Genomic DNA, 22,738 nt, shown 5'->3' with positions numbered 1-22,738 from the left:
GGGGCCGTCACCCCGAGCGGCGGCGGTCCGAGCCCCCGCGGTCCGCACAGCAGCCGTCGGGGCGGCCGACGCGGCGGCCCCGACGGCGCTCCCGCTACTCGGCGGAGGCCGTCAGGTCGCCGCGGCGCGGGGCCGCGAAGCGGTCGAGGGCCGCGCGGTTCATGCCCGTGAGCGCGTCGACCTCGGCGGTGTCGAGGGCGCCGCAGTCGATGCCGCGCAGCAGGTAGGAGCTGAGGGCCTTGGCGGTCGCCGGCTCGTCCATCACATCGCCGCCCGCGTGGTTGGCGTACGCGGAGAGGCGCTTGGCGGCGGCCTCGAAGCCCTCGCGGTAGAAGGCGAAGACGGCGGCGTAGCGGGTGGGGATGTGGCCCGGGTGCATGTCCCAGCCCTGGTAGTACGCGCGGGCGAGCGCGCGGCGGGTGAGGCCGTAGTGGAGGCGCCAGGCCTCGTGGACGTGCTCGGTGGAGCCGACCGGGAGGACGTTGGTGGAGCCGTCGGAGACCCGTACGCCCGTGCCCGCCGCGGCGACCTGCATGATCGCCTTGGCGTGGTCGGCGGCCGGGTGGTCGCTGGCCTGGTAGGCGGCGGAGACGCCGAGGCAGGCGCTGTAGTCGAAGGTGCCGTAGTGCAGTCCGGTGGCGCGGCCCTCGGCGGCGCCGATCATGCGGGCGACGGCGGCGGTGCCGTCGGTGGCGAGGATGGACTGGCTGGTCTCGATCTGGATCTCGAAGCCGAGGCGGCCGGCGTCGAGGCCGTGGGCCTTCTCGAAGGCCTCCAGGAGCCGGACGAAGGCGGAGACCTGCTCGGGGTAGGTGACCTTGGGGAGGGTGAGGACGAGCCCGTCGGGCAGGCCGCCGTTCTCCAGGAGGCCGGTGAGGAAGACGTCGGTGGTGCGGATTCCCCGGTCGCGTACCGCGGACTCCATGCACTTCATCCGGATGCCCATGTACGGGGCGGCCGTGCCGTTCGCGTACGCCTCCGAGATCAGCCGGGCGGCGCGGGCGGCGTCCTGGTCCTCGTCGGCACCGGCGTAGCCGTCCTCGAAGTCGACCCGGAGGTCCTCGACGGGCTCGCGCCGCAGCTTGGCGACCACGCGGTCGTAGACGTCCTCGGCGAGGTCGTCGGAGAGGCCGAGCACGGCGGCGAAGGAGGCGGCGTCGGGGGCGTGCTCGTCGAGGGCGGCGAGGGCCTGGTCACCCCAGGAACGGATGGTGCCGGCCTCGAAGACGTTGCCGGGGACGTAGACGGTGTGGACGGGCTGGCGGGTGCCGGGGTCTCCCGGGTAGCGGCGGTCCAGCTCGGCGTCCACCGCTGCGAGGGAGGCGCTGATGCCCTCGCTGACCGCGCCCGCGAGGCTCGTCGACACCTTCTCCTGCTGACCCATCCCACATCCTCCTATTTTCCGCTTCACGGAATCAACAATCCGTATGGCGAAGTTAGTAGTCCGTCGGGACCTGAGTCAATGGTTGTCCGAAACGACCGGGGGCCGCGCGGTGATCATCACCACGCGGCCCCCGGACCGTACAGAAGCGCAGGTCACGCCTGCGCGGCGAGATCAGCCCTTGCGGGACTTGACCTCTTCGGTCAGCTGCGGGACGACATCGAAGAGGTCGCCCACGACGCCGTAGTCGACCAGGTCGAAGATCGGCGCCTCGGCGTCCTTGTTGATCGCGACGATCGTCTTCGAGGTCTGCATGCCCGCGCGGTGCTGGATCGCGCCGGAGATGCCGGAGGCGATGTACAGCTGCGGCGAGACCGACTTGCCGGTCTGACCGACCTGGTTGGAGTGCGGGTACCAGCCGGCGTCGACGGCGGCACGCGAGGCGCCGACGGCGGCACCGAGCGAGTCGGCGAGCGCCTCGATGATGCCGAAGTTCTCGGCACCGTTGACGCCACGGCCACCGGAGACCACGATCGCGGCCTCGGTGAGCTCCGGGCGGCCGGTCGACTCGCGGGGGGTGCGGGCGGTCACCTTGGTGCCGGTGGCCAGCGCGCCGAAGGAGACCGCGAGGGCCTCGACGGCACCGGCGGCCGGGGCGGCCTCGACGGGGGCCGAGTTCGGCTTGACCGTGATGACCGGGGTGCCCTTGGAGACACGGGACTTGGTGGAGAAGGAGGCGGCGAACGCGGACTGCGTCGCGACCGGGCCCTCGTCACCGGCCTCCAGGTCCACGGCGTCCGTGATGATGCCGGAGCCGATGCGGACCGCGAGGCGGGCGGCGATCTCCTTGCCCTCGGCGGAGGACGGGACGAGCACGGCGGCCGGGGAGACAGCCTCGTACGCGGCCTGGAGCGCGTCGACCTTGGGGACGACGAGGTACTCGGTGAACTCGGGGGCGTCGGCGGTCAGGACCTTCACCGCGCCGTGCTCGGCGAGGACGGCGGCGGTGTCGGCGGCGCCGTTGCCCAGCGCGACGGCGACCGGCTCGCCGATGCGGCGGGCGAGGGTCAGCAGCTCCAGGGTGGGCTTGCGGACGGCTCCGTCGACGTGGTCGACGTAGACGAGAATCTCAGCCATGGGACTTCAATCTCCTGCGAACGAAAGGGACGGTCTGAGCGGCTCGCGCGAGCCTTAGATGAACTTCTGGCTCGCGAGGAACTCGGCGAGCTGCTTGCCGCCCTCGCCCTCGTCCTTGACGATCGTGCCGGCGGTGCGCGCCGGACGCTCGGCGGCGGAGTCGACCGCGGTCCAGGCACCGGCGAGGCCGACCTCGTCCGCGTCGATGTCCAGGTCGTCCAGCTCCAGGGACTCCACCGGCTTCTTCTTGGCGGCCATGATGCCCTTGAAGGACGGGTAGCGCGCCTCGCCGGACTGGTCGGTCACGGAGACGACGGCCGGCAGGGAGGCCTCGAGCTGCTCGGAGGCGGTGTCGCCGTCGCGACGGCCGGTCACCTTGCCGTCCTCGATCTTCACCTCGGAGAGCAGCGTGACCTGCGGGACGCCCAGGCGCTCGGCGAGGATCGCCGGGAGGACACCCATGGTGCCGTCGGTGGAGGCCATACCGGCGATGACGACGTCGTAGCCGGTCTTCTCGATCGCCTTGGCGAGCACCAGCGAGGTGCCCATGACGTCGGTGCCGTGCAGGTCGTCGTCCTCGACGTGGACGGCCTTGTCGGCGCCCATGGAAAGCGCCTTGCGGAGCGCGTCCTTGGCGTCCTCGGGGCCGACCGTCAGCACGGTGACCTCGGCGTCGTCCGCCTCTTCGGCGATCTGCAGTGCCTGCTCGACGGCGTACTCGTCGAGCTCCGACAGCAGGCCGTCGACGTCGTCGCGGTCGACCGTCAGGTCGTCCGCGAACTTCCGGTCTCCGGTCGCGTCGGGCACGTACTTCACACAGACAACGATCCTCAAGCTCACGCCGGCTCTCCTACTGCATCGTCATAACTGGGCTGCCTTGTTGCTCGCAGCATAGGCGCCTGAAGGGCGGGTTTCCGGTCGGGGCGCCGGACGCCCCGACCGAAATATTACTCGCCAGTACACCCAGTCCGTTACCAGTAAGCAAGCGCTCAGCGGTGTGATCTGCCCAACGCGCGGAGAGCGGCGCGCACGGGAACCTTCAGTCGCGCAGCGCGTTGAAGCGGCCGTGATGATAGAGGAGCGGCCGGCCCGCCCCGTCCGGGTCCCCGGCGACGGCCTGGGCGATCACGATCCGGTGGTCACCGGCGGGCACCCGGGCGACCACGCGGCAGACCAGCCAGGCGAGTACGCCGTCGAGTACGGGCACGCCCTCGGGCCCCAGGCTCCAGCGGGTCCCCTCGCCGAAGCGGTCGGCCCCGCTGCGGGCGAAGGTGGCGGCGAGTTCCTGCTGGTGTTCGCCGAGTATGTGGACGCCGATGTGCTCGGCCTCGGCGAGCACGGGCCAGCTGGAGGAGGTGGTGCCCACCCCGAAGGAGATGAGCGGGGGTTCGGCGGCGACGGAGTTGAGCGAGGTCGCGGTGAAGCCGACGGGGCGCTCCCCGTGCGCGGTGACGACCGCGACGCCGGCCGCGTGCCGGCGGAAGACGGAGCGGAGCAGATCCGGAGAGGCCTGGCGGGGTGCGCCGATGGTGGGAACGGTGCCGGGCCGGAGGTCGGGCGTGACCGTCATGGAGTTGTCCTTCTGGGAGGGCGGCATGAGAGAGGTCCGGGGGTGGTCAGACACCCGGACAGCGCGCGCTCGCGTTGCGGGCCAGGTCCACGTGGGTCCGGCCGTAGAGAAGGAGTTCTTGGGGCACCCCGTCAGAGTGGCGATCGTTGCCGCGTGCAGTCAAGTGCGTACCGGGATGTGGGAGAAGTGTCACCGCGTCAGACCGCCCGCCCCAGGGCGGCGATGACGTCCGCCCTGCGGGGCTGTCCCGAGGCCCGGCGGACGACACGCCCCGTCCGGTCGAGGACGAGGACGGTGGGGGTCCTGGCGATGCCGAGGGCACGTACGAGATCGAGCCGCTCCTCGGCGTCGATCTCCACGTGCCCGACGCCCGGGACCATCGCGGCGACCTCGGCGAGGGTGCGCCGGGTGGCGCGGCACGGCTGACAGAACGCGGTGGAGAACTGGACGAGGGTGGCCCGCTCCCCCAGTGCGACGCCCAGCGCCTCGGGTCCCAGCGTGTCGGTTCCGGGTATCCCGGGAATGTCGGTCACCCCTGTTTCCCTTCTCTTTCGGCCGTCTCACCTGGTGCAGCGTCGCACGGCAGGGTTCGATTCCCGCCACGACCACCGCGAGTGACGAGAATCTCCCTGTACGAAGCCGCCTGGACTGGTCACGGCGGCCCACATGGGGCACGATCTGCCCAAAGCCGAAAACCTACGGCTGCGTAACTTCGCCGGGAGAACCCTCCCCAGGCACAGAAGAAGGGTTCCTCTCAGATGGCAGAACTCGTGTATCGGCCGGTCATCGGCGCCGCTCTGACCATGTTCAAGGCGCTCGACCTGAAGATCGACACGCAGGGTTCGGAGCACATCCCGCGCACGGGTGGCGCGGTGCTCGTCTCCAATCACATCAGCTATCTGGACTTCATCTTCACGGGCCTGGCCGCGCTCCCGCAGAAGCGTCTCGTGCGCTTCATGGCGAAGGACTCGGTCTTCCGGCACAAGGTCTCGGGGCCGCTGATGCGCGGCATGAAGCACATCCCGGTGGACCGCTCGGCGGGCGAGCACGCCTACAAGCACGCGCTGGAGTCGCTGCGGGCCGGCGAGATCATCGGTGTCTTCCCCGAGGCGACCATCTCCCAGTCGTTCACCCTCAAGGGCTTCAAGACGGGTGCGGCGCGGCTCGCCCAGGAGGCCGGGGTCCCGCTGATCCCGATGGCCCTCTGGGGTACGCAGCGCGTCTGGACCAAGGGCCGTCCCCGCAACTTCAAGCGCAGCCACATCCCGGTGACGATCCGCGTCGGCGAGCCCGTGATGGCTCCCGCCGACCAGTACGCGGGCGCCATCACGCGGCGGCTGCGCGAGCGCGTCCAGGAGCTCCTGGAGGCCGCGCAGCGCGCCTACCCGGTGCGCCCCAAGGACGCGAACGACACGTGGTGGGTGCCCGCGCACCTCGGAGGTACGGCTCCGACTCCGGCCCAGGTCAAGGAAGCCGGCTGACAACGGGGCGCCGCCGAACGGCATCCCGCTGAATCGTCACTCCGGGTCGCGGGCGCATCGTCACGCCGGGGTCGCGGACACATCGTCACTCCGGGTCGCGGACCGTGATCCGGGCTTCCGGGCTGAGCTTCTCCAGGGACTCCGCCAGCTCGGCACCCGCCGCGAGCAGCTCGTCCCGGGTCATCGGGGCGAGCGACTCGAGCAGGAAGAACGAGTCGACGGTGTCGTCGTCGATGCGGGTACGGGGGCCCTGGCGCCAGTTCCAGCGGCGGCAGGTCACGCCCTCCTCGTCGCACCAGACGATCTCCCCGGCCTCGGGGTGCTCCACCGTCTCAGCGCCGCCCGCCGTGGTGACGAAGGGTTCGTCGCCGGTGGCGCGGACCAGGCGCATGGCGCCCCGGATCCTGCCCAGGTCCTCGCCGCCGACCGGGATGAGGTGGGCGACGCTCACCGCGTTGTAGGCGTCGACGAGCCGGTTGATGCGGGGCAGCCCGCCGTCCGCGAGCGCCCGCTTGGCGAGCGCCTCCGCGGAGTTGCGGGTACGGGAGGGCTTGGCGCCGAACGCGGTGTACGCGGCGCGCCAGGCGGCGATGTGCGGGTCCCGGTCCGGGGTCCGGCCGTCGAGCCGCTCGGCGAGCCGTCGCGCGGCGTCGTCGAGGAGGGCCGAACTGGCCTCGTCGCTGGGCCCGTTGACCAGGCCGTGGGCCTCGATCACCAGAGCGGTGAAGCCGGGTACGAGGGTGCGCACCTCGTCGGAGACGGTGAGCGTGAGGGTCATGGTCCGCCGTTCGCTGATGTCCGGGGTCAGAGCTCCGTGGGGAGCGTCCGCCAGAGGTGGGGCCGGTCGGGCGCGGCGCGCAGCGCGTCCAGAACAGCCGCATGCGGTTCAGTGTAGAGCACTGGATAATCCACTTCATTGAACTCTGGTCGCACCGTCCAGGCCAGTCGCTCCTCCCGCAGGGAGAACCGGGCGTCGACTCCGGGCTTGTTCCCTCGCACGTCCTGGCGGGCCCAGGTCCGCTCCCCGGGCAGCAGTACGGCGACGAGACCGTGGACCACCGGGTTCGAGCCGTCGTCGTCGGCGAGCCGCTGGTAGCAGAGGGCGGCCGGGATGCCACGGGCCCGCAGGAGTGCGGTGTACGCGATCGACTTGGCGTAACAGATGCCGGTGCGCTGCTCCAGGACGTCGGAGGCACGCCAGGTGACGCGGGGGTCGTCGGCGTCGGCGGAGTGCGGGACGGTGTCGCGTACGTACCGGTAGGCCGCTTCGGCGTATGCGTATGCGTCGGGGTGCTCATCGGTGAGGCGGTGCACGGCCGCCCGGACCACCGGATGGCCATGGTCGACGGCCTCGCTCGCGGCCAGATAGGCGGAGATGTCGGGGTTCTGCTGGATGAGTTCCATGCGCGTGGAGCGTACGGAAACGGCCGGACGGAAGTCAATGACTTTCCGTCCGGCCGTATATCCATGCAGTGAGTTAGCGGGCCAGCTCTTCCTTCAGGGCCTGGAGGAAGGCGTCCACATCGTCCTCCGTGGTGTCGAAGGCGCACATCCAGCGCACGTCGCCGGCCGTCTCGTCCCAGAAGTAGAAGCGGAACCGCTCCTGGAGCCGCCGGGTGACCTCGTGCGGCAGGCGCGCGAAGACCGCGTTGGCCTGCACCGGGTACAGGATCTCCACCCCGTCCAGCTCGCGCACGCCGGCCGCGAGGCGCTGGGCCATCGCGTTGGCGTGGCGGGCGTTGCGCAGCCACAGGTCCTTCGCGAGGAGGGCCTCCAGCTGCACCGACACGAAGCGCATCTTCGACGCGAGCTGCATGGACAGCTTGCGCAGGTGCTTCATGTGGCTGACCGCGTCGGGGTTGAGGACGACGATCGCCTCACCGAAGAGCATGCCGTTCTTCGTGCCGCCGTACGAGATGACGTCGACGCCCACGGCGTTGGTGAACGCGCGCATCGGCACGTCGAGCGAGGCGGCGGCGTTGGCTATCCGGGCCCCGTCGAGGTGCACCTTCATGCCCTTGGCGTGGGAGTGTTCGACGATCGCGCGGATCTCGTCCACCGTGTAGACGGTGCCCAGCTCGGTGTTCTGGGTGATCGAGACGACCTGCGGCATCGCCCGGTGCTCGTCCTCCCAGCCCCAGGCCTGCCGGTCGATCAGCTCGGGGGTGAGCTTGCCGTCCGGGGTCGGCACGGTGAGCAGCTTGAGGCCGCCCATGCGCTCCGGCGCCCCGCCCTCGTCCACGTTGATGTGCGCGGACTCGGCGCAGATGACGGCGCCCCAGCGGTCGGTGAGCGCCTGGAGGGCGGTCACGTTCGCCCCGGTCCCGTTGAAGACCGGGAAGGCCTCGGCGCTGGGGCCGAAGTGGCTGTGCATGATCCGCTGGAGGTGCTCGGTGTACTGGTCCTCGCCGTAGGCGACCTGGTGGCCGTCGTTGGCGAGGGCGAGGGCCGCGAGGACCTCGGGGTGGGCGCCGGCGTAGTTGTCGCTGGCGAAGCCCCGGACCGACGGGTCGTGGTGACGACGTGCGTCGGTCCTGGGGCCGAGGGCCGCGGTCACGGCTTGGGGGTCAGCCACAGACGCTGTCCATTCACTTCCTGGGCGGGCTTGTCCCAGAGCCCGGCGATCTCATCGGCCAGGTCCTTGACGTCGGTGAAGCCCGCGAACTTCGCGTTGGGGCGTTCGGCGCGCATGGCGTCGTGCACCAATGCCTTGATCACCAGGATCGCAGCCGCCGCCTGCGGGCCGTCGTCGCCCCCCAGCTTGCGGAACGAGTCGGCCATCGCGAGGGTCCAGGCCTCGGCGGCCGCCTTGCCGGCGTTGTACGCGGCGTTGTTGGCGAGCGGCTTGTGCGCGCCGACCTGGCTGATCAGGGCGTAGCGACCGCGACCGCCGGCCCGCAGCAGCCCGTCGTGGAACGCGAGCGAGGTGTGCTGGACCGTGCGGATGAGGAGCTTCTCCAGGAAGTCCCAGTCCGCGAGGTCGGTCTCCGTGAAGGAGGAGCTGCCGCGCCAGCCGCCGACGAGGTGGACCAGGCCGTCGATCCGGCCGAACTCCTTCTCGGTCTTCGCGGCCCAGTCGCGCGTGGCGTCCAGGTCGAGCAGGTCGACGGTGTCACCGACCACCTTGGCGCCGCCGTGGGCGTAGCGGGCGGCGTCGACGGCCTCCGCGAGGCGCGCCGGGTCGGCGTCGGAGCCGACGACGGTCGCGCCCGCTTCGGCGAGGCGCATCAGCGCCGCGCGACCGGCCGGGCCGGCCGCACCGGCGACCGCGATGACGGCGCCGTCGAGCGGCCCGCCGTTTCCGTTGGCGGTCATGGGCGACGCCTCCTCCGTGTCGTCGGTACGAGCGCTCACGCGGCAGCCCGCTCGGCCTGCTCGGTCCGCGAGACGTCGGCGGCGGTGATCCCCTTGGTGTCGGCGATCACGCCCTTCAGCTTCTTGGCGAGGGCCTCAAAGAACATGCTGAGCGGAAACTCGTCCGGAAGCACGTCGTCGACGAGCTTGCGGGGCGGGAGGGAGAGGTCGAGGGCGTCGGGACCCTTGGCCCACTTCGAGCCCGGGTGCGGGGCGAGGTAGGTGGAGACGAGCTCGTACGCCTTGAACCAGTGGACGAGCTTGGGGCGGTCGATGCCGTCGCGGTAGAGCTTCTCGATGTCGGCGCAGAGCTGGTTGGTGACCTCGGGGGCCCGCTGCCAGTCGATCTTGAGGGTGTTGTCCGTCCAGCGCACCACGTCGTTCTTGTGGAGGTACGCGAAGAGGAGCTGGCCGCCGAGACCGTCGTAGTTGCGGTTGCGGTCGCCGGAGAGCGGGAAGCGGAACATCCGGTCGAAGAGGACCGCGTACTGCACGTCACGGCCGTGGGTGTTGCCCTCGGCCTCCAGTTTCACGGCCTCCTTGAAGGCGGTGAGGTCGCAGCGGAGCTCCTCGAGGCCGTACATCCAGAAGGGCTGGCGCTGCTTGATCATGAAGGGGTCGAACGGCAGGTCGCCGTGGCTGTGGGTGCGGTCGTGGACCATGTCCCAGAGCACGAAGGCCTTCTCGCAGCGCTCCTGGTCCTCGATCATCGCGGCGATGTCGGCGGGCAGCTGGATGCCGAGGGTGTCGACGGCGGCCTCGGTGACCTTGCGGAAGCGGGCGGCCTCGCGGTCGCAGAAGATCCCGCCCCAGGTGAAGCGCTCGGGGGCCTCGCGGACGGCGATGGTCTCCGGGAAGAGGACGGCCGAGTTGGTGTCGTACCCGGCGGTGAAGTCCTCGAAGGTGATCCCGCAGAACAGCGGGTTGTCGTAGCGGGTGCGCTCGAGCTCGGCGAGCCACTCCGGCCACACCATGCGGAGCACGACGGCTTCGAGGTTGCGGTCGGGGTTGCCGTTCTGCGTGTACATCGGGAACAGCACCAGGTGCTGGAGCCCGTCCACGCGGTCGGCGGCCGGCTGGAAGGCGAGCAGCGAGTCCAGGAAGTCCGGGACGGTGAAGCCGCTCTCGGCCCACTTGCGCAGGTCGGAGACGAGGGCGCGGTGGTAGGCGCCGTCGTGCGGGACGAGCGGGGAGAGCTGCTCGACCGCGGCGGTGACCCGGCCGAGGGTCAGCTCGGCCAGGGCCTTGGCGGGCGCGCCCTCGCGCTCGAAGTCGATGGAGCCGTCCGCGCTCTGCCAGCTGCGGATCTCCTCCACGGCATTCTTGAGCTCGGGCCAGGCGGGGTGGTCGATCACCCGGGCGGTGGTGGATATCCCCCCACCAGTCACGTCCTGCACAAGAATTTCCGTCATGCCTCTTCCTTCACAGGAGAACCTCGCGTTAAGACACCGTAACCGTGGACGGTTCTCGGCCACAAGAGGGGGCAAGAGAAATTATCCTGTGCGACCCCCCTGATCACAGAAGTTTTTCCTGTCAGCCAGGGGGGAAGCCACCCTTCCGCCGCGTTCGTCAGCTCAGCGGCTTCACCAGGAGCTCGAACTCCAGGTCCTCGCGCTGGGGCAGACCGAAGCGCTCATCGCCGTACGGGAAGGGGGTCATCCGCCCGGTGCGCCGGTAGCCGCGGCGCTCGTACCAGGCGATGAGCTCCTCCCGTACGGAGATCACCGTCATGTGCATCTCGCGGACGTCCCACAGCTCGCGCACCCGGCGTTCGGCCTCCGCGATGATCTGCTTGCCCAGACCCGCTCCCTGGAGTTCGGGGCGGACCGCGAACATCCCGAAGTAGGCGGCCTCGCCGCGGTGCTCCAGCTGGCAGCAGGCGACGATCCCGCCGTCGCGCTCGACGACCAGGAGCCGGCTGTCCGGCGTGGTGATCACGGCGGCGACACCCTCGGGGTCGGTGCGCTGCCCCTGGAGGATGTCCGCCTCGGTGGTCCAGCCGCCGCGGCTGGCGTCGCCCCGGTAGGCCGACTCCACGAGCGGGACGAGGGCCGGGACGTCCTCCAGGACCGCCTCGCGGTAGCTGATCCGGCCTGTCTCGTGCGACGTGGCGGTGTCCATGTGAACGGGGCTCCCCTCGGGCGCTGACGATCGCCGTACGCGATCGTCCCGAGCCTAACGCCCGTACCTTTCACTCCCCCTCGTACGCCTGTACGCACCCGTGCGCCTGCGTGTGTCCGGACGGGCGCGGGCATCCTCCGGGAAGGGGACCGCGTCGAGGGGGAGGTGTGCCGTGCACGGACCGGCCCTGTCCGGGTGGTTGATGGTCGTGCTCTGCGCGGTGACGGGCGTGTACTGCCTGCTGCGGATGCGCGCGTCCGCCGGGGAGGAGCGGCGGGCCGCGGGCGGCGAGGCGGTGATGGGCTTCGGGATGGCGTCGATGGCGCTGCCCGGGGCGGTGCTCACCCCGCCGGAGTGGAGCTGGGCGGTCTACGCGGCGGTGTTCGGCGGCGCCGCGCTGCACGGTCTCGCGGCGGTCCGGCACGGCGGACACCATCTGCACCACTTCGTCGGCTCGCTCGCCATGGTCTACATGGCGCTGTCGATGGCGGCTCCCGGCGCGGGGGCGCACACGGGACACACGGCGGGCACGGCGGGCGGCATACCCGCCCTCACGGGCGGGCTGCTCCTCTACTACATGGCGTACGTGCTGCACGCGGGCACGGGACTGGTGCCGGTCGCGGTACCGGCGACAGTGACGGCGACGGCGGGCGGCCCGGGCCGCGGGCCGCGGCCGGCCTGGGCGGCCCGCCCGGAGCTGGCGCTCGCCTGCCGGCTGTCGATGGCCCTCGCGATGCTGGCCATGCTGGTGACGCTGTGAGTGCCGCCCGGCGCCCGACCTGGCTTTGAGGGCGGCCCGGCTCAACCAAACCGTGGCGTACGTCACTTGCCGCCCCGGGGCATACCCCCGACCAGTACCGCGCTCATAGGCTGGCGCCATGTGGGTCTCCCTCGCGCTGTTCCTGCTCGGAGTTCTGACCGCCCTCGCGGCCCCCCGGCTGCTGTCGCGGGCGGACTGGGTCGAGCGAGAACCCGTGGTGGCCCTCTGGGTGTGGCAATGCGTGATCGCCGCCGTGCTGCTGAGCTTCGCGCTCTCCATGACGTTCAGCGCGTCGACCGCCTGGCAGGCCGTACGGGGGCAGATCTTCGCGCCCGCGCCGCGCGCGGTGGTCGACGCGTACGAACTGGGGACGACCGGACCCTGGTCCGCGGTGCTCGCGGTGGCCCTGGCGGCCGGCGGGGTGTGGTCCGGGGCGATGCTGGGCCGGGAGTTCAGCCAGGCCCGGTCGCGGCGCAGACGGCGCCGCTGCGATCTGCTCGTCCGCGCACCCCTGCTCCCCGGCGAGCAGCCGGGCGGCGAGCGCCTCGTGGTCCTGGAGGGCGAGCGGGCGAACGCCTGGTGGCTGGCGGGGAGCACACCCCAGCTGGTCATCACCACGGCGGCGCTGCGGCGGTTGAAGGGGCGTCAGCTGGACGCCGTCCTCGCGCACGAGCAGGGGCACGCGCGCGCCCGGCACGACTGGCTGCTGCACTCCTCGGCGGCGCTGGCCGCCGGGTTCCCGGGGATCCCGGTCTTCGCGGCCTTCCGCGAGGAGATGCACCGGCTGGTGGAGCTGGCCGCCGACGATGTGGCCTCGCGCCGGTTCGGGCGGCTGACGATCGCGCTCGCGCTGGTCGAACTCAACGAGGACCGGGGCGTGTTCGGGCCCGGTCAGGCCCCGTACGGCGATCTGCCGCGCCGGGTGAACCGGCTGCTGACCGCGGCGCCCCGGCTCACCGCGGGCCGCCGGCTCCGGCTGACCGCGGCCGCCTCCCTGGTGCCGGTGGTCCCGGTGCTCGTGGCCTTCGTCCCGGCGCTCAGCGCGCTGGGACAGGGGTGACGGCAGGCTCGCCGGTCCGGTCGCGGGCGACGGCGCGCGCGGGGGGCGGGAAGGATCAGCCGGAGCCGATCGTCGGGCAGGATCGACGCATGCGCTCCTCCGCCGTGATCTCCGGGGTCCTGGCCGTTCTCCTGCTCGTCCTCGTCGCCGTGGGGTGGACGCCCCTGCTCTCCTTCGACCGGTCGGTGACCGAGACACTCCACCGTGACGCGGTGGCCGAGCCCGGGCTGACCCAGGTGCACCGTTTCCTCAGCGACTGGGTGTGGGACCCGTGGACGATGCGCGCGCTGGCCGCCGCCACGGTGGTGCTGCTGTGGTGGGGGCGGGAGCGGCGGCTCGCCCTGTGGGTGGCCGTGACGAGCCTGCTGGCCGTGGGGCTCCAGCAAGCCCTCAAGACGCTGGTGGGGCGGGACCGGCCGCAGTGGACCGATCCGGTCGACTCGGCGCGCTTCGCCGCCTTCCCGTCCGGGCACGCGATGACGGCCATGGTCACCTGCGGGCTGCTGCTCTGGGTCCTCGCGCTGCGGTGGCGCGGCGAGTGGCGCGGCTGGGGCGCCCTCGCGAGCGCGGCGGTCGTCTCGGTGCTCGGGGTGGGGTGGACGCGGGTCTATCTGGGCGTGCACTGGCCCTCGGACGTGCTCGGGGGCTGGCTGCTCGGCTGGTGCTGTGTGGCCACCGCGGTCCTGACGTACCGCCGGCGCGAGCGTCGTGACCCCCGGGCCGGCCCCGGAGAGGGCGACGGCGAGGGGAGCAGAATGGGAGGAACAGGATGAAGCCGCCTGTTCTGGACGATCCCCCGTGTCGCCCAGAACAGACGGCATCCCCGGCGGTCTGTCACGAGGGCAGCCCGACGGGATGCGCCGAGTATATTGGCCGGCAGCCAGTCAACGCAGGAGTCAAGCATGTCCCCGCGTAGCCCATCGGTCAATGAAGAGCTCCGCCGCAGGTCCCGGGAGCGCATTCTGCAGGCCACGGTGGAGCTCGTCGACACTCGGGGCTACGAGGCGACGACACTCGGCGACATCGCGGAGCGGGCCGGTTCGGCGCGGGGGCTGATCTCGTACTACTTCCCGGGCAAGCGGCAGCTCCTCCAGTCGGCGGTGCACCGGCTGATGCACCTCACCCTGGAGGAGGCGCTGGAGCGCGAGCCGCGCACGGAGGACGGCCGCGAGCGCATGGCCCGCGCGATCGACGCGATCCTGGGGCTCGCCGCGGACCGGCCGACCCTGATGCGGACCCATATGGCGGGCATCCTGCAGGCCGAGGGCTTCGTGCAGTGCCCGGAGCAGCAGCGCCTCGCGTTCCTGCTGCGGGACACGGTGACGCGGTACGGCTCCGAGGACGTGGACACGGACTATCCGATGCTGCGCGCCCTGCTGATGGGCGCGGTGGTGGCGGTGCTGCTGCCGGGGGCGCAGATGCCGCTGGCACGGCTGCGGTCGGAGCTGTTCCACCGCTACGGCCTGGACTGGGAGGCGGGCGCGCCGCCGGACGGGGGTCCGCCCGACGGCGCGCCGGTGGTCAGGCCGTCAGCCGGCCGTCGTGAGCCGACGGCCGGCGGTCACGACTCCGGTCAGTGACCGAAGTCGAAGTAGTCCGGCTGGGTCTGGACGTTGAGCTCGTCCATCCGGATCCGCTTCGCGGGGTCGGTACGGCGGTCGGAGAGCTTCAGGACGTCGAAGCCCTTGGCGATGTCGTTCGAGTAGATGTAGCCGTTGTAGTAGTACGCGGACCACGAGCCACCGGTGGCGATGGTGGTGGCGGACAGCGGGCCGCGCTCGAAGTAGGCGATCTCCTTGGGCTTGCGGGAGTCGGTGAAGTCCCAGACGGAGATGCCGCCCTGGTACCAGGCCTGGACCATGATGTCCTTGCCCTTGACCGGGATCAGCGAGCCGTTGTGGGCGACGCAGTTCTCGGTGTCGGCCTGGTGTCGCGGGATCTTGAAGTAGCTGCGGAAGACGAGCTTGCTCTTCTTGCCCTTGCCGACGATGTCGTAGATGCCGTCGGCACCGCGGTTCGGGCCGACCTCGGCGTTGCAGGTGGCCGCGCCGCCGCCGCCGAGCTCGTCGGTGAAGACGACCTTGTTGGCCTTCTGGTTGAAGGTCGCGGAGTGCCAGAACGCGAAGTTGACGTTGTCCTGGACACGGTCGATCACCCGCGGGTGCTCGGGGTCCTCGATGTCGAAGAGGATGCCGTCACCCATGCAGGCGCCGGCCGCGAGGTCCTTCTCCGGGAGCACGGTGATGTCGTGGCAGCCCGTGGTCTTGGAGACACCCGGGTTGGTCGGGCCACCGGGGTTGCCGCCGCCGTCCGGGCCCTCGCCCGGGAAGAGGACGGGGAAGCCGACGAGCGCGGCCTTCTCGGGCGCCCTGCGGGGCACCTTGATGACAGAGATGCCGTCGTGCGGGGGCTGGCAGTCCGGGAACGCGGCGTTGGGCGAGTACGACGAGACGTAGATGTAGACGTCCCGCTTCTTGGGAACCAGCGTGTTGGTGTGCGAGCCGCACGCGGTCTCGACGGCGGCGACGTACTTCGGGTTCCGGACGTCGCTGATGTCGAAGATCTTCATGCCCTCCCAGGATTCCTTGACCGAGGCGGGCTGCGTCGTGCTGGCGCAGGAGTTGTCGCTCCGGGAGGAGTCCGTCGAGAGGAACAGCAGGTCCCCGGAGACGGAGATGTCGTTCTGGGAGCCCGGGCAGAGGACCTGGGCGACGGTCTTCGGGGACTTCGGGTTGCTGATGTCGAAGATCCGGAAGCCGTCGTAGTTGCCGGCGAAGGCGTACCTGCCCTGGAAGGCGAGGTCCGAGTTGGTGCCCGGGAGGGCGTCCTTGGGGATGTTGGCAAGGTGCTCGATGTTCGAGCTGTGGACGATCTCGTCCACGCCGGGTATCTCACCGCTCTGTATCGCGGCACGCGCCTCGGCCGCCTGCCCCGAGGAGACCTTGCCCTGAGCGGGCACGTCTCCGGGGTCGGGGGTCGCGGTGGCGGGGCCGGCCACGAGCAGTGTGGCCATCAGTCCGGCCGCGGCGGATGCCACGCCAAGGCGTCTGAGCCTGGCACGCGGGTCGCGCGTGATGGACGTGGTACGCGGGGTACGCAACGAAGTCACTCCGTCCTCCCTGGTATCCGTTCAGCGTTGAACGGGTGTTGGACCCCGGCAGTATCTTCCTTGCCGTGCACATCTCAACAGATGGCAACACAGACGTAATGAAGGTTTTTGATCGGTAGCCCCGAGAAAAGTGCTAGGAACGGTCACTGTCCCCGCAAGAACATCTGGAGGTCGCGTTGTTGATCCGCCGTCAGCGTGCCGTCGTCGCCGTGGCCCTGTCCGCCGTCGCCGTACTCGCCCTGACCGCCTGCGAGTCCGGGCCCGACAAGGGTTCTCCGGAGGCGGCGAAGGGATCGACCGGGACGGTGATCGCGCCGGGCAAGCCCGGCGAAGCGGCCAGGCGGATATCCCCCGAGGAGGCCGCGAAGCTGCTGCCGGACCAGAGCCCGAACAGCGCCGACTTCGCCTACGCGCAGATGATGATCGTGCACCACCGGCAGGCCCTCACCATGACCGCGCTGGCCCCGCAGCGGGCGGCCTCGGCTCAGGTGAAGGGGGTCGCCGAGCGGATCGCGGCGGCGCAGAAGCCGGAGATCGGCGCGATGGAAGGTTGGCTGAAAAACAACGGCGGCCCGCGCGAACAGGCGGGCCACGACCACCACTCGATGCCGGGCATGGCGAGCGAGGCACAGCTGAAGCAGCTCGGGAACGCGAAGGGCAAGGCCTTCGACGAGCTGTTCCTGAAGCTGATGATCACGCACCACGAGGGGGCGGTGACGATGGCCGCCGAGGTGCTGAGCGAGGGCAACAACGTCCTCGTGGAGGAGATGGCGAACGACGTGATCGCCCAGCAGTCGGCGGAGATCGGGAGGATGCGGGGACTGTAGGGGCACGGCACCGCGGGGCTCACCCCCTGGGGCGCGTCCCCTCACCGGCGCCCAGGCCGTCGCGTCCTCACGGCCGGCCTGGGCGCCGGCCGCGTCCTCACGACCGGCCTTGGGCGCCCGTCGCGTCCTCGCGCACGGCCTGGGCGCCGGCCGCTGTCAGGACCGTGGCGAGCAGGCCCGGGAAGAGGGCTTCGAGGTCGTCCTCGCGCAGGGCGTTGAGCTTGGCCGTACCGCGGTACGTCTGCCGGATGACTCCGCCCTCGCGCAGCACCCGGAAGTGGTGCGTCGTCGTGGACTTGGTCACCGGGAGGTCGAAGTACGAGCAGCTCAGTTCGGCGCGCTCGCGCGCCATGTCCCGCACGATCCTGAGCCGCACCGGGTCCGCGAGCGCGTGCAGCACCGCCTCCAGTCGGATCTGGTCGCGCGCGGGGTGTTCGAGGGCGCGAGGGCTGGTGGCGGTCGTCATGGCGGCGGCTCCACTTCATCCGGGATACGAGCCATTGTACGAGGACCCTCGTAGTTTGACAGATGCCGTACTACGATGGTTACCGTACTAACGTCCTTCGAGGCATCCCGAAACGGAGTCCGTCATGAGCGTCGCCCTGTTCGAGCCCTACACCCTGCGGTCGCTGACCGTGCCCAACCGGGTATGGATGGCGCCCATGTGCCAGTACTCGGCGGAGATGACCGGACCGAACGCGGGTGTCGCCACGGACTGGCACTTCGCCCACTACGCCTCCCGGGCCACCGGCGGCACCGGACTGATCCTGGTCGAGGCGACCGCCGTCGCCGCCGAGGGCCGGATCAGCCCGGCGGACCTCGGCCTCTGGAACGACACCCAGACCGAGGCCCTCCGCCGCATCGCCGGCTTCCTCAAGGACCACGGCACCGTCCCCGGCATCCAGATCGGGCACGCCGGACGCAAGGCCTCGACCAAGCGCCCCTGGGAGGGCCGCGGGCCCGTCCCCGAGGGTGGCCCCGGCTGGCAGCCCGTCGCGCCGAGCCCCGTCGAGTTCGCCGAGGGCCACCCGGTGCCGACCGAGCTCACCGTCGACAGGATCCGGGAGATCACCGGGCAGTTCGCGGACGCGGCCCGCCGCGCGCTCGACGCCGGCTTCCAGGTCATCGAGGTGCACGGCGCCCACGGCTATCTGATCGGCGAGTTCCTCTCCCCGCACAGCAACCACCGCACCGACGCGTACGGCGGTTCCTTCGAGAACCGGACCCGGCTCGCCCTGGAGGTCGTCGACGCCGTGCGGTCCGTGTGGCCCAAGGAACTGCCCGTCTTCTTCCGCATCTCCGCCACCGACTGGCTGGAGGAGCAGGGCTGGACGGTCGACGAGACCGTACGGTTCGCCGCGCTCCTCCGCGAGCACGGCGTCGACCTCCTCGACGTCTCCAGCGGCGGCAACGGCGGACCGGCCGAGATCCCGGTCGGCCCCGGCTACCAGGTGCCCTTCGCGGCCCGCGTCAAGGCCGAGACCGGGCTGCCGGTGGCCGCCGTCGGCCTGATCACCGAGAGCGACCAGGCCGAGAAGATCGTCGCCAACGGCGAGGCCGACGCGGTCCTCCTCGGCCGCGAGCTGTTGCGGGACGCCTCCTGGGCCCGCCGCGCCGCCCGCGACCTGGGCGCGACGACGCACGCGGCGCCGCCGCAGTACGCCTGGGCGATCTGAGGACCGCGAGGTGAGCGCCCGCCCCTGAACCACGGGGGTACGGCGTGGCGCGGGCGGCTCCGGGAGTGTCCGGGAGCCGTTGTCAGTGGCCGGGTGCAGACTGGCCCGTATCCGCGACAACGGCGTCCTGGAGGTTGGCAGCCATGCCCGACGTACTCCTCACCGTAGGCACCCGCAAGGGGCTCTTCATCGGCCGCAGGCACGACGGCCGATGGGAGTTCGACGACCCGGCCTTCCCCGCGCAGGCGGTCTACTCGGTCGCCATCGACACCCGCGGGCCGACCCCGCGGCTGCTCGTGGGCGGGGACAGCGCCCACTGGGGGCCGTCCGTCTTCCACTCCGACGACCTCGGCAGGACCTGGACCGAACCGGCGCGGCCGGCCGTCAAGTTCCCCGAGGACACCGGCGCCTCCCTGGAGCGCGTCTGGCAGCTGCACCCGGCACCGGAGCACTCCCCCGGCGTCGTGTACGCGGGGACGGAGCCCGCCGCGCTCTTCCGGTCCGGGGACGGCGGGGAGTCCTTCGAGCTCGTCCGCCCGCTGTGGGAGCACCCGACCCGCTCCCAGTGGGTGCCGGGCGGGGGCGGCGAGGCCGTGCACACCGTGGTGACCGACCGGCGCGACCCGGCCGCCGTCACCGTCGCCGTGTCCACCGCCGGGGTGTTCCGCTCGCAGGACGGCGGGGCCGCCTGGGAGCCCTCCAACAAGGGCGTGTCGGCGGTGTTCCTGCCGGACCCGCACCCGGTCTTCGGGCAGTGCGTCCACAAGATCGCCCAGGACGCGGGCAATCTCGACCGGCTCTATCTGCAGAACCACTGGGGCGTCTTCCGCAGCGACGACGGGGGTGCCGGCTGGACGGACATCGGCTCCGGCCTGCCGTCCGACTTCGGCTTCGCGGTCGCCGCGCACCCGCACCGCCCGGACACCGCCTATGTCTTCCCCATCACCGCGGACTCCGACCGGGTCCCGGCCGGCCGCCGGTGCCGGGTCTACCGTACGACCGACGCAGGAGCCACCTGGGAGCCGCTGAGCCGGGGCCTGCCCGAGGGCGACCACTACGGCACGGTGCTCCGGGACGCGCTGTGCACGGACGACGCGGACCCGGCGGGCGTGTACTTCGGCAACCGCAACGGCGAGGTGTACGCGAGCGCCGACGACGGCGACAGCTGGCGACTCCTCGCCGAACACCTGCCGGACGTGCTGTGCGTGCGGGCGGCCACGATCTGAGGCGGGGCGCTCGCGAGCCGGGGCGGCTTCGAGGCCGGGACGGTTCCGGGCCGGGCCGTTCCGAGCCCGAGCGGTTCCGTGGTCGGGCCGTTCCGTGGCCTCCTCCGTACGAAAGAGGCCGGCGGTCGGGTCAGGGCAGGCGCCAGTCCACCGGCTGGGCGCCCTGCTCCAGGAGGAGTTCGTTGGCGCGGCTGAAGGGACGGGAGCCGAAGAAGCCGCGGTCCGCCGACATCGGGGACGGGTGCGCGGACTCGATCGCCGGCAGATCGCCGAGGAGCGGGCGGGCGTTGCGCGCGTCACGGCCCCACAGGATCGACACCAGGGGCTTGCCCCGGGCGGCGAGCGCGCGGATCGCCTGCTCGGTCACCTCTTCCCAGCCCTTGCCGCGGTGCGCGGCCGGCTTGCGCGGGGCGGTGGTCAGCGCCCTGTTGAGGAGGAGGACGCCCTGCCGGGTCCAGGGGGTCAGGTCGCCGTTCGACGGCCGGGGCATCCCGAGGTCCGTGTGCAGCTCCTGGAAGATGTTCTCCAGGCTGCCCGGCAGCTGACGGACCTCGGGCGCGACCGCGAAGCTGAGCCCGATCGCCATTCCCGGTGTCGGATAGGGGTCCTGACCCACGATCAGGACCCGCACGTCGTCGAAGGGCTGCTGGAATGCCCGCAGGACGTGCTGTCCGGCCGGCAGATAGGTCCTGCCCGCGGCGATCTCCGCCCGCAGGAAGTCACCCATCTCCGCCACTCGGCCTGCCACGGGGCTCAGAGCCTCCGCCCAGCCGGGCTCCACCAGTTCCTTCAAAGGTCGCGCTGTCACGGTCCGTCACTCTACCGGCCCACTGTGACACCCCGGTTCGGGCGCCGTCACGGGCCACCCCCTAGACTCCGCCCACTCCCCCGCCCCACTCGTTGCGAGGACGGTGCACCGTGACCCCTGTCGTCTCCGTGGCTTCCGTGAACGACCCTTCCGGCGCTCTGGTCGTCGGTGTCGACTCCGGGGGTTCGGGACTCCGGATCGCGCTGGCCGAGGCGGCGAGCGGCACCGTGCTCGACACCCGCGCGTCGCGCGAACCGGTGCGGACCGGCCCCGGCGGCATCTCCGCCCGGCACTTCCTCGACCAGGTCCTGCCGGCCGTGCGGGCCCTGACGGAGCCTCACGGCGCTCGGCCGGTCGTCGCCGTGGCCGTCGGCGCCGCCGGGATGGCGACCCTCGGGGACGAACTGCGGGCCGAGCTGCCGGGGGCCTTCGCCGAGGCCTGGGGCGTACGCCGGCTTGCGCTGGCGGCCGACGCCGTCACCGCGTACGCCGGTGCGCTCGGGCAGCGGCCGGGGGCCGTCGTCGCCGGCGGTACGGGGATGATCGCGCTCGGCACGGATCTGACGTCCTGGCGGCGGGCCGACGGCTGGGGCCACCTCCTCGGCGACTGCGGCAGCGGCGCCTGGATCGGCCGGACGGGCCTGGAGGCGGCCATGCGCGCGTACGACGGGCGGCGCGGCGGCTCGGCGGCGCTCCTGGCCCGGGCGGAGAAGCTGTTCGGCCCGGCGGCCGGCCTGCCGGGCGCGCTCTACCCCCGTACCGACCGGCCCGCGGTGCTCGCCTCCTTCGCCCCCGAGGTGGGACTGTGCGCCGCCGAGGACCCGGTGGCGGCGGACATCCTGGCGCGGGCCGCCCTGCACATCGCAGAGGCCGCCGAGGCGGCGTGCCCGGCCGGGCCGGGGGCGCTGGTGGCGCTGACGGGCGGTCTGTTCAAGATGGGCGACCCCCTGCTCGTACCGCTGCGCGCGGCGCTCGGGGAACTCGTCCCGCACGCCAGGACGGTGGACCCCGCGGGGGATCCGCTGGCCGGGGCCGTCGCGCTCGCGGCGGCGCTCGCCACCGGCACGCTGCGGCTGCCGGAGGACCCCGCACTGCTGCGCCTGTTCGGGGAAGGCGCTCCGCAGGCAGCCTCATCCGCCCAGGTGGGAGGCGGTGCGTCGACGCCCGACGAGGCCGGAGACCGCATTCCGGACGCACCATAGGGGGGACATAGAGGGGCAGAAGGCGCATGATCGTACCTCAGCCGACGCCGCCCCGGACGAAACCAGTAGCATGCGGCGCCATGAGCTCCCCCACTGGGCCTGCTTCCGGCCTGCCTGTACGAATGCCTCGACCCCGTCAGTCCGGGCGGCACCGTCGCCCCGAACCCGCGGCGGCGCCCGAGGGCGCTCCCGCACTGGTTCTCGCTGTGCCCGGCGCGCCTTCCGCCGCCATACGCTCGCTGGCCGAAGAGGTCGTGAGCATCGCCCGTTCCGAGCTGCCCGGCCTCGACGCCCTGATCGGCTTCGTCGAGGGCGACGACAGCGAGTACCCCTCGCTCGCGACCGTGCTGACGGTCGCCGCCACGCTGCGCACCGAGCGGTACGAGCTGGCCGTGGCCGCCGGCCGTGAGGTCAGCGCCCCCACCGGCCCCGCCTCGGTCGTCGTGCCGCTGCTCGCGGGTCCGGACAGCGCCCAGACGCGCCAGGTCCGCCAGGCCGTCATGGACGCCGGCAACACCGCCGAGCTCACCGATGTCCTCGGCCCGCACCCGCTGCTCGCCGAGGCGCTGCACGTGCGTCTCTCCGAGGCGGGTCTGGCCCGCGCCGACCGCGCCCGGCTGTTCACGGTCGCGACGGCCGCCGACGGCATCATCCTCGCCACGGTCGGCGGCGAGGAGGCCGTGCAGGCCGCGGGGATCACCGGCATGCTGCTGGCCGCGCGCCTCGCCGTGCCCGTCATCGCCGCCGCGCTCGACCAGGAGGGTTCGATCGCCTCCGTCGCCGAGCAGCTGCGCGGTTCCGGTTCGGAGCAGCTCGCGCTCGCCCCGTACCTGATCGGTCCGGAGCTGGCCGACGGTCTGCTCGACGAGGCCTCGAAGGAGGCCGGCTGCGCCGCCGCCGAGCCGCTGGGGGCCTACCCGGCGATCGGCAAGCTCGTGCTCTCGCAGTACACGGCCGCGCTCGGCATCCCGCCGCAGCAGCCGCAGGGCGCACCCTCGCTCTGAGGCCCGCCACCCCGCCCGTACG

24 protein-coding genes are annotated in these 22,738 nt (G+C 71.8%); 10 read left to right on the top strand and 14 right to left on the bottom strand.

Translation table 11 applies throughout. The annotated features are described in order from the left end of the window. Positions 1-94: 94 nt before the first annotated feature. The 5 genes from E0F75_RS19470 to E0F75_RS19450 form a co-directional block, all read right to left on the bottom strand. The gene (locus E0F75_RS19470) at positions 95-1,384 is read right to left on the bottom strand and encodes an aldolase/citrate lyase family protein (RefSeq protein WP_187623786.1); all 1,290 of its coding nucleotides are present in this window, start codon (positions 1,382-1,384) and stop codon (positions 95-97) included. 171 nt (positions 1,385-1,555) lie between these two features. Beyond that, on the bottom strand, positions 1,556-2,518 hold the full coding sequence (locus E0F75_RS19465) for an electron transfer flavoprotein subunit alpha/FixB family protein (protein WP_187623785.1): 963 nt from the start codon (positions 2,516-2,518) through the stop codon (positions 1,556-1,558). A 54-nt stretch (positions 2,519-2,572) separates the two neighbouring features. Further along, complete coding sequence (locus E0F75_RS19460; RefSeq protein WP_187623784.1) at positions 2,573-3,358, bottom strand: electron transfer flavoprotein subunit beta/FixA family protein; 786 nt, start codon at positions 3,356-3,358, stop codon at positions 2,573-2,575. A gap of 199 nt (positions 3,359-3,557) precedes the next feature. Then, positions 3,558-4,088 carry a flavin reductase family protein gene (locus tag E0F75_RS19455; RefSeq protein WP_187623783.1) on the bottom strand — a complete coding sequence of 177 codons (531 nt, stop codon included), beginning with the start codon at positions 4,086-4,088 and terminating at the stop codon, positions 3,558-3,560. 197 nt (positions 4,089-4,285) lie between these two features. After that, the gene (locus E0F75_RS19450) at positions 4,286-4,621 is read right to left on the bottom strand and encodes a TlpA family protein disulfide reductase (protein ID WP_374115413.1); all 336 of its coding nucleotides are present in this window, start codon (positions 4,619-4,621) and stop codon (positions 4,286-4,288) included. A gap of 225 nt (positions 4,622-4,846) precedes the next feature. On the opposite strand from E0F75_RS19450, the gene E0F75_RS19445 reads away from it, so the two are divergent. Beyond that, the gene (locus E0F75_RS19445) at positions 4,847-5,569 is read left to right on the top strand and encodes a 1-acyl-sn-glycerol-3-phosphate acyltransferase (protein WP_187623782.1); all 723 of its coding nucleotides are present in this window, start codon (positions 4,847-4,849) and stop codon (positions 5,567-5,569) included. Between the two features lie 85 nt (positions 5,570-5,654). On the opposite strand, the gene E0F75_RS19440 is transcribed toward E0F75_RS19445, so the two are convergent. From E0F75_RS19440 to E0F75_RS19415, 6 genes are all read right to left on the bottom strand, one after another. Further along, on the bottom strand, positions 5,655-6,347 hold the full coding sequence (locus E0F75_RS19440) for a B3/4 domain-containing protein (protein WP_187623781.1): 693 nt from the start codon (positions 6,345-6,347) through the stop codon (positions 5,655-5,657). Positions 6,348-6,373: 26 nt separating this feature from the next. Next, complete coding sequence (locus E0F75_RS19435; protein WP_187623780.1) at positions 6,374-6,973, bottom strand: transglutaminase family protein; 600 nt, start codon at positions 6,971-6,973, stop codon at positions 6,374-6,376. Positions 6,974-7,046: 73 nt separating this feature from the next. Continuing rightward, positions 7,047-8,126 (bottom strand): low specificity L-threonine aldolase, encoded by a 1,080-nt coding sequence (locus E0F75_RS19430; protein WP_187623860.1) that lies wholly within the window; start codon positions 8,124-8,126, stop codon positions 7,047-7,049. Next, positions 8,123-8,884 (bottom strand): SDR family oxidoreductase, encoded by a 762-nt coding sequence (locus E0F75_RS19425; RefSeq protein ID WP_187623779.1) that lies wholly within the window; start codon positions 8,882-8,884, stop codon positions 8,123-8,125. Before E0F75_RS19425 ends, E0F75_RS19430 begins: the two co-directional genes overlap by 4 nt. A gap of 35 nt (positions 8,885-8,919) precedes the next feature. Continuing rightward, the gene (locus tag E0F75_RS19420; protein ID WP_187623778.1) at positions 8,920-10,335 is read right to left on the bottom strand and encodes a DUF6421 family protein; all 1,416 of its coding nucleotides are present in this window, start codon (positions 10,333-10,335) and stop codon (positions 8,920-8,922) included. A 157-nt stretch (positions 10,336-10,492) separates the two neighbouring features. Next, positions 10,493-11,044, bottom strand: coding sequence for a GNAT family N-acetyltransferase (locus E0F75_RS19415; RefSeq protein ID WP_187623777.1), 552 nt, complete (start codon positions 11,042-11,044; stop codon positions 10,493-10,495). Positions 11,045-11,216: 172 nt separating this feature from the next. Between E0F75_RS19415 and E0F75_RS19410 the strand changes: the two genes are divergently transcribed. From E0F75_RS19410 to E0F75_RS19395, 4 genes are all read left to right on the top strand, one after another. Beyond that, positions 11,217-11,804: a DUF5134 domain-containing protein gene (locus tag E0F75_RS19410; protein WP_187623776.1), complete on the top strand. Its 588-nt coding sequence runs from the start codon at positions 11,217-11,219 to the stop codon at positions 11,802-11,804. A 118-nt stretch (positions 11,805-11,922) separates the two neighbouring features. After that, complete coding sequence (locus E0F75_RS19405) at positions 11,923-12,864, top strand: M56 family metallopeptidase (protein WP_187623775.1); 942 nt, start codon at positions 11,923-11,925, stop codon at positions 12,862-12,864. A gap of 89 nt (positions 12,865-12,953) precedes the next feature. Further along, positions 12,954-13,637: a phosphatase PAP2 family protein gene (locus tag E0F75_RS19400; protein ID WP_187623774.1), complete on the top strand. Its 684-nt coding sequence runs from the start codon at positions 12,954-12,956 to the stop codon at positions 13,635-13,637. 129 nt (positions 13,638-13,766) lie between these two features. Continuing rightward, a complete protein-coding gene (locus E0F75_RS19395; RefSeq protein WP_187623773.1) occupies positions 13,767-14,444 on the top strand; it encodes a TetR/AcrR family transcriptional regulator in 678 nt (225 codons plus the stop codon). On the opposite strand, the gene E0F75_RS19390 is transcribed toward E0F75_RS19395, so the two are convergent. Beyond that, positions 14,438-15,877, bottom strand: a complete 1,440-nt coding sequence (locus E0F75_RS19390) for an LVIVD repeat-containing protein (protein WP_187623859.1) — start codon at positions 15,875-15,877, stop codon at positions 14,438-14,440. The two genes, E0F75_RS19395 and E0F75_RS19390, sit on opposite strands and share 7 nt — an antisense overlap. Before the next feature lie 272 nt (positions 15,878-16,149). Here E0F75_RS19390 and E0F75_RS19385 point away from each other — a divergent pair, with 272 nt between their 5' ends. After that, a complete protein-coding gene (locus E0F75_RS19385) occupies positions 16,150-16,800 on the top strand; it encodes a DUF305 domain-containing protein (protein ID WP_187623772.1) in 651 nt (216 codons plus the stop codon). Positions 16,801-16,897: 97 nt separating this feature from the next. Here E0F75_RS19385 and E0F75_RS19380 read toward each other — a convergent pair whose 3' ends face one another. Further along, the gene (locus tag E0F75_RS19380) at positions 16,898-17,266 is read right to left on the bottom strand and encodes a helix-turn-helix transcriptional regulator (RefSeq protein WP_187623771.1); all 369 of its coding nucleotides are present in this window, start codon (positions 17,264-17,266) and stop codon (positions 16,898-16,900) included. 124 nt (positions 17,267-17,390) lie between these two features. On the opposite strand from E0F75_RS19380, the gene E0F75_RS19375 reads away from it, so the two are divergent. Then, positions 17,391-18,476 (top strand): NADH:flavin oxidoreductase/NADH oxidase, encoded by a 1,086-nt coding sequence (locus E0F75_RS19375; protein ID WP_187623770.1) that lies wholly within the window; start codon positions 17,391-17,393, stop codon positions 18,474-18,476. Between the two features lie 143 nt (positions 18,477-18,619). After that, complete coding sequence (locus E0F75_RS19370) at positions 18,620-19,702, top strand: sialidase family protein (RefSeq protein WP_187623769.1); 1,083 nt, start codon at positions 18,620-18,622, stop codon at positions 19,700-19,702. A gap of 130 nt (positions 19,703-19,832) precedes the next feature. Here the strand turns inward: E0F75_RS19370 and E0F75_RS19365 are convergent, their stop codons facing one another. Beyond that, positions 19,833-20,510, bottom strand: coding sequence for a uracil-DNA glycosylase (locus tag E0F75_RS19365; protein ID WP_187623768.1), 678 nt, complete (start codon positions 20,508-20,510; stop codon positions 19,833-19,835). Between the two features lie 128 nt (positions 20,511-20,638). Here E0F75_RS19365 and E0F75_RS19360 point away from each other — a divergent pair, with 128 nt between their 5' ends. Together E0F75_RS19360 and E0F75_RS19355 are read left to right on the top strand one after the other, a co-directional pair. Continuing rightward, positions 20,639-21,712, top strand: coding sequence for a BadF/BadG/BcrA/BcrD ATPase family protein (locus tag E0F75_RS19360; RefSeq protein ID WP_229312741.1), 1,074 nt, complete (start codon positions 20,639-20,641; stop codon positions 21,710-21,712). A gap of 80 nt (positions 21,713-21,792) precedes the next feature. Then, positions 21,793-22,716 (top strand): sirohydrochlorin chelatase, encoded by a 924-nt coding sequence (locus E0F75_RS19355; RefSeq protein WP_187623767.1) that lies wholly within the window; start codon positions 21,793-21,795, stop codon positions 22,714-22,716. The last annotated feature ends 22 nt before the right edge of the window (positions 22,717-22,738 follow it).

The sequence above is a fragment of the Streptomyces sp. CB02980 genome, assembly GCF_014451325.2.
Lineage (GTDB): Bacteria > Actinomycetota > Actinomycetes > Streptomycetales > Streptomycetaceae > Streptomyces.
This window is presented reverse-complemented; position numbering and strand designations above follow the sequence as displayed.

Coding starts and splice junctions, on each gene's coding strand:
- E0F75_RS19470 (WP_187623786.1), bottom strand. CDS start 1,384: ATGGGTCAGCAGGAGAAGGTGTCGACGAGCCTCGCGGGCGCGGTCAGC.
- E0F75_RS19465 (WP_187623785.1), bottom strand. CDS start 2,518: ATGGCTGAGATTCTCGTCTACGTCGACCACGTCGACGGAGCCGTCCGC.
- E0F75_RS19455 (WP_187623783.1), bottom strand. CDS start 4,088: ATGACGGTCACGCCCGACCTCCGGCCCGGCACCGTTCCCACCATCGGC.
- E0F75_RS19445 (WP_187623782.1), top strand. CDS start 4,847: ATGGCAGAACTCGTGTATCGGCCGGTCATCGGCGCCGCTCTGACCATG.
- E0F75_RS19440 (WP_187623781.1), bottom strand. CDS start 6,347: ATGACCCTCACGCTCACCGTCTCCGACGAGGTGCGCACCCTCGTACCC.
- E0F75_RS19435 (WP_187623780.1), bottom strand. CDS start 6,973: ATGGAACTCATCCAGCAGAACCCCGACATCTCCGCCTATCTGGCCGCG.
- E0F75_RS19425 (WP_187623779.1), bottom strand. CDS start 8,884: ATGACCGCCAACGGAAACGGCGGGCCGCTCGACGGCGCCGTCATCGCG.
- E0F75_RS19420 (WP_187623778.1), bottom strand. CDS start 10,335: ATGACGGAAATTCTTGTGCAGGACGTGACTGGTGGGGGGATATCCACC.
- E0F75_RS19415 (WP_187623777.1), bottom strand. CDS start 11,044: ATGGACACCGCCACGTCGCACGAGACAGGCCGGATCAGCTACCGCGAG.
- E0F75_RS19405 (WP_187623775.1), top strand. CDS start 11,923: ATGTGGGTCTCCCTCGCGCTGTTCCTGCTCGGAGTTCTGACCGCCCTC.
- E0F75_RS19400 (WP_187623774.1), top strand. CDS start 12,954: ATGCGCTCCTCCGCCGTGATCTCCGGGGTCCTGGCCGTTCTCCTGCTC.
- E0F75_RS19395 (WP_187623773.1), top strand. CDS start 13,767: ATGTCCCCGCGTAGCCCATCGGTCAATGAAGAGCTCCGCCGCAGGTCC.
- E0F75_RS19390 (WP_187623859.1), bottom strand. CDS start 15,877: ATGGCCACACTGCTCGTGGCCGGCCCCGCCACCGCGACCCCCGACCCC.
- E0F75_RS19380 (WP_187623771.1), bottom strand. CDS start 17,266: ATGACGACCGCCACCAGCCCTCGCGCCCTCGAACACCCCGCGCGCGAC.
- E0F75_RS19375 (WP_187623770.1), top strand. CDS start 17,391: ATGAGCGTCGCCCTGTTCGAGCCCTACACCCTGCGGTCGCTGACCGTG.
- E0F75_RS19370 (WP_187623769.1), top strand. CDS start 18,620: ATGCCCGACGTACTCCTCACCGTAGGCACCCGCAAGGGGCTCTTCATC.
- E0F75_RS19355 (WP_187623767.1), top strand. CDS start 21,793: ATGAGCTCCCCCACTGGGCCTGCTTCCGGCCTGCCTGTACGAATGCCT.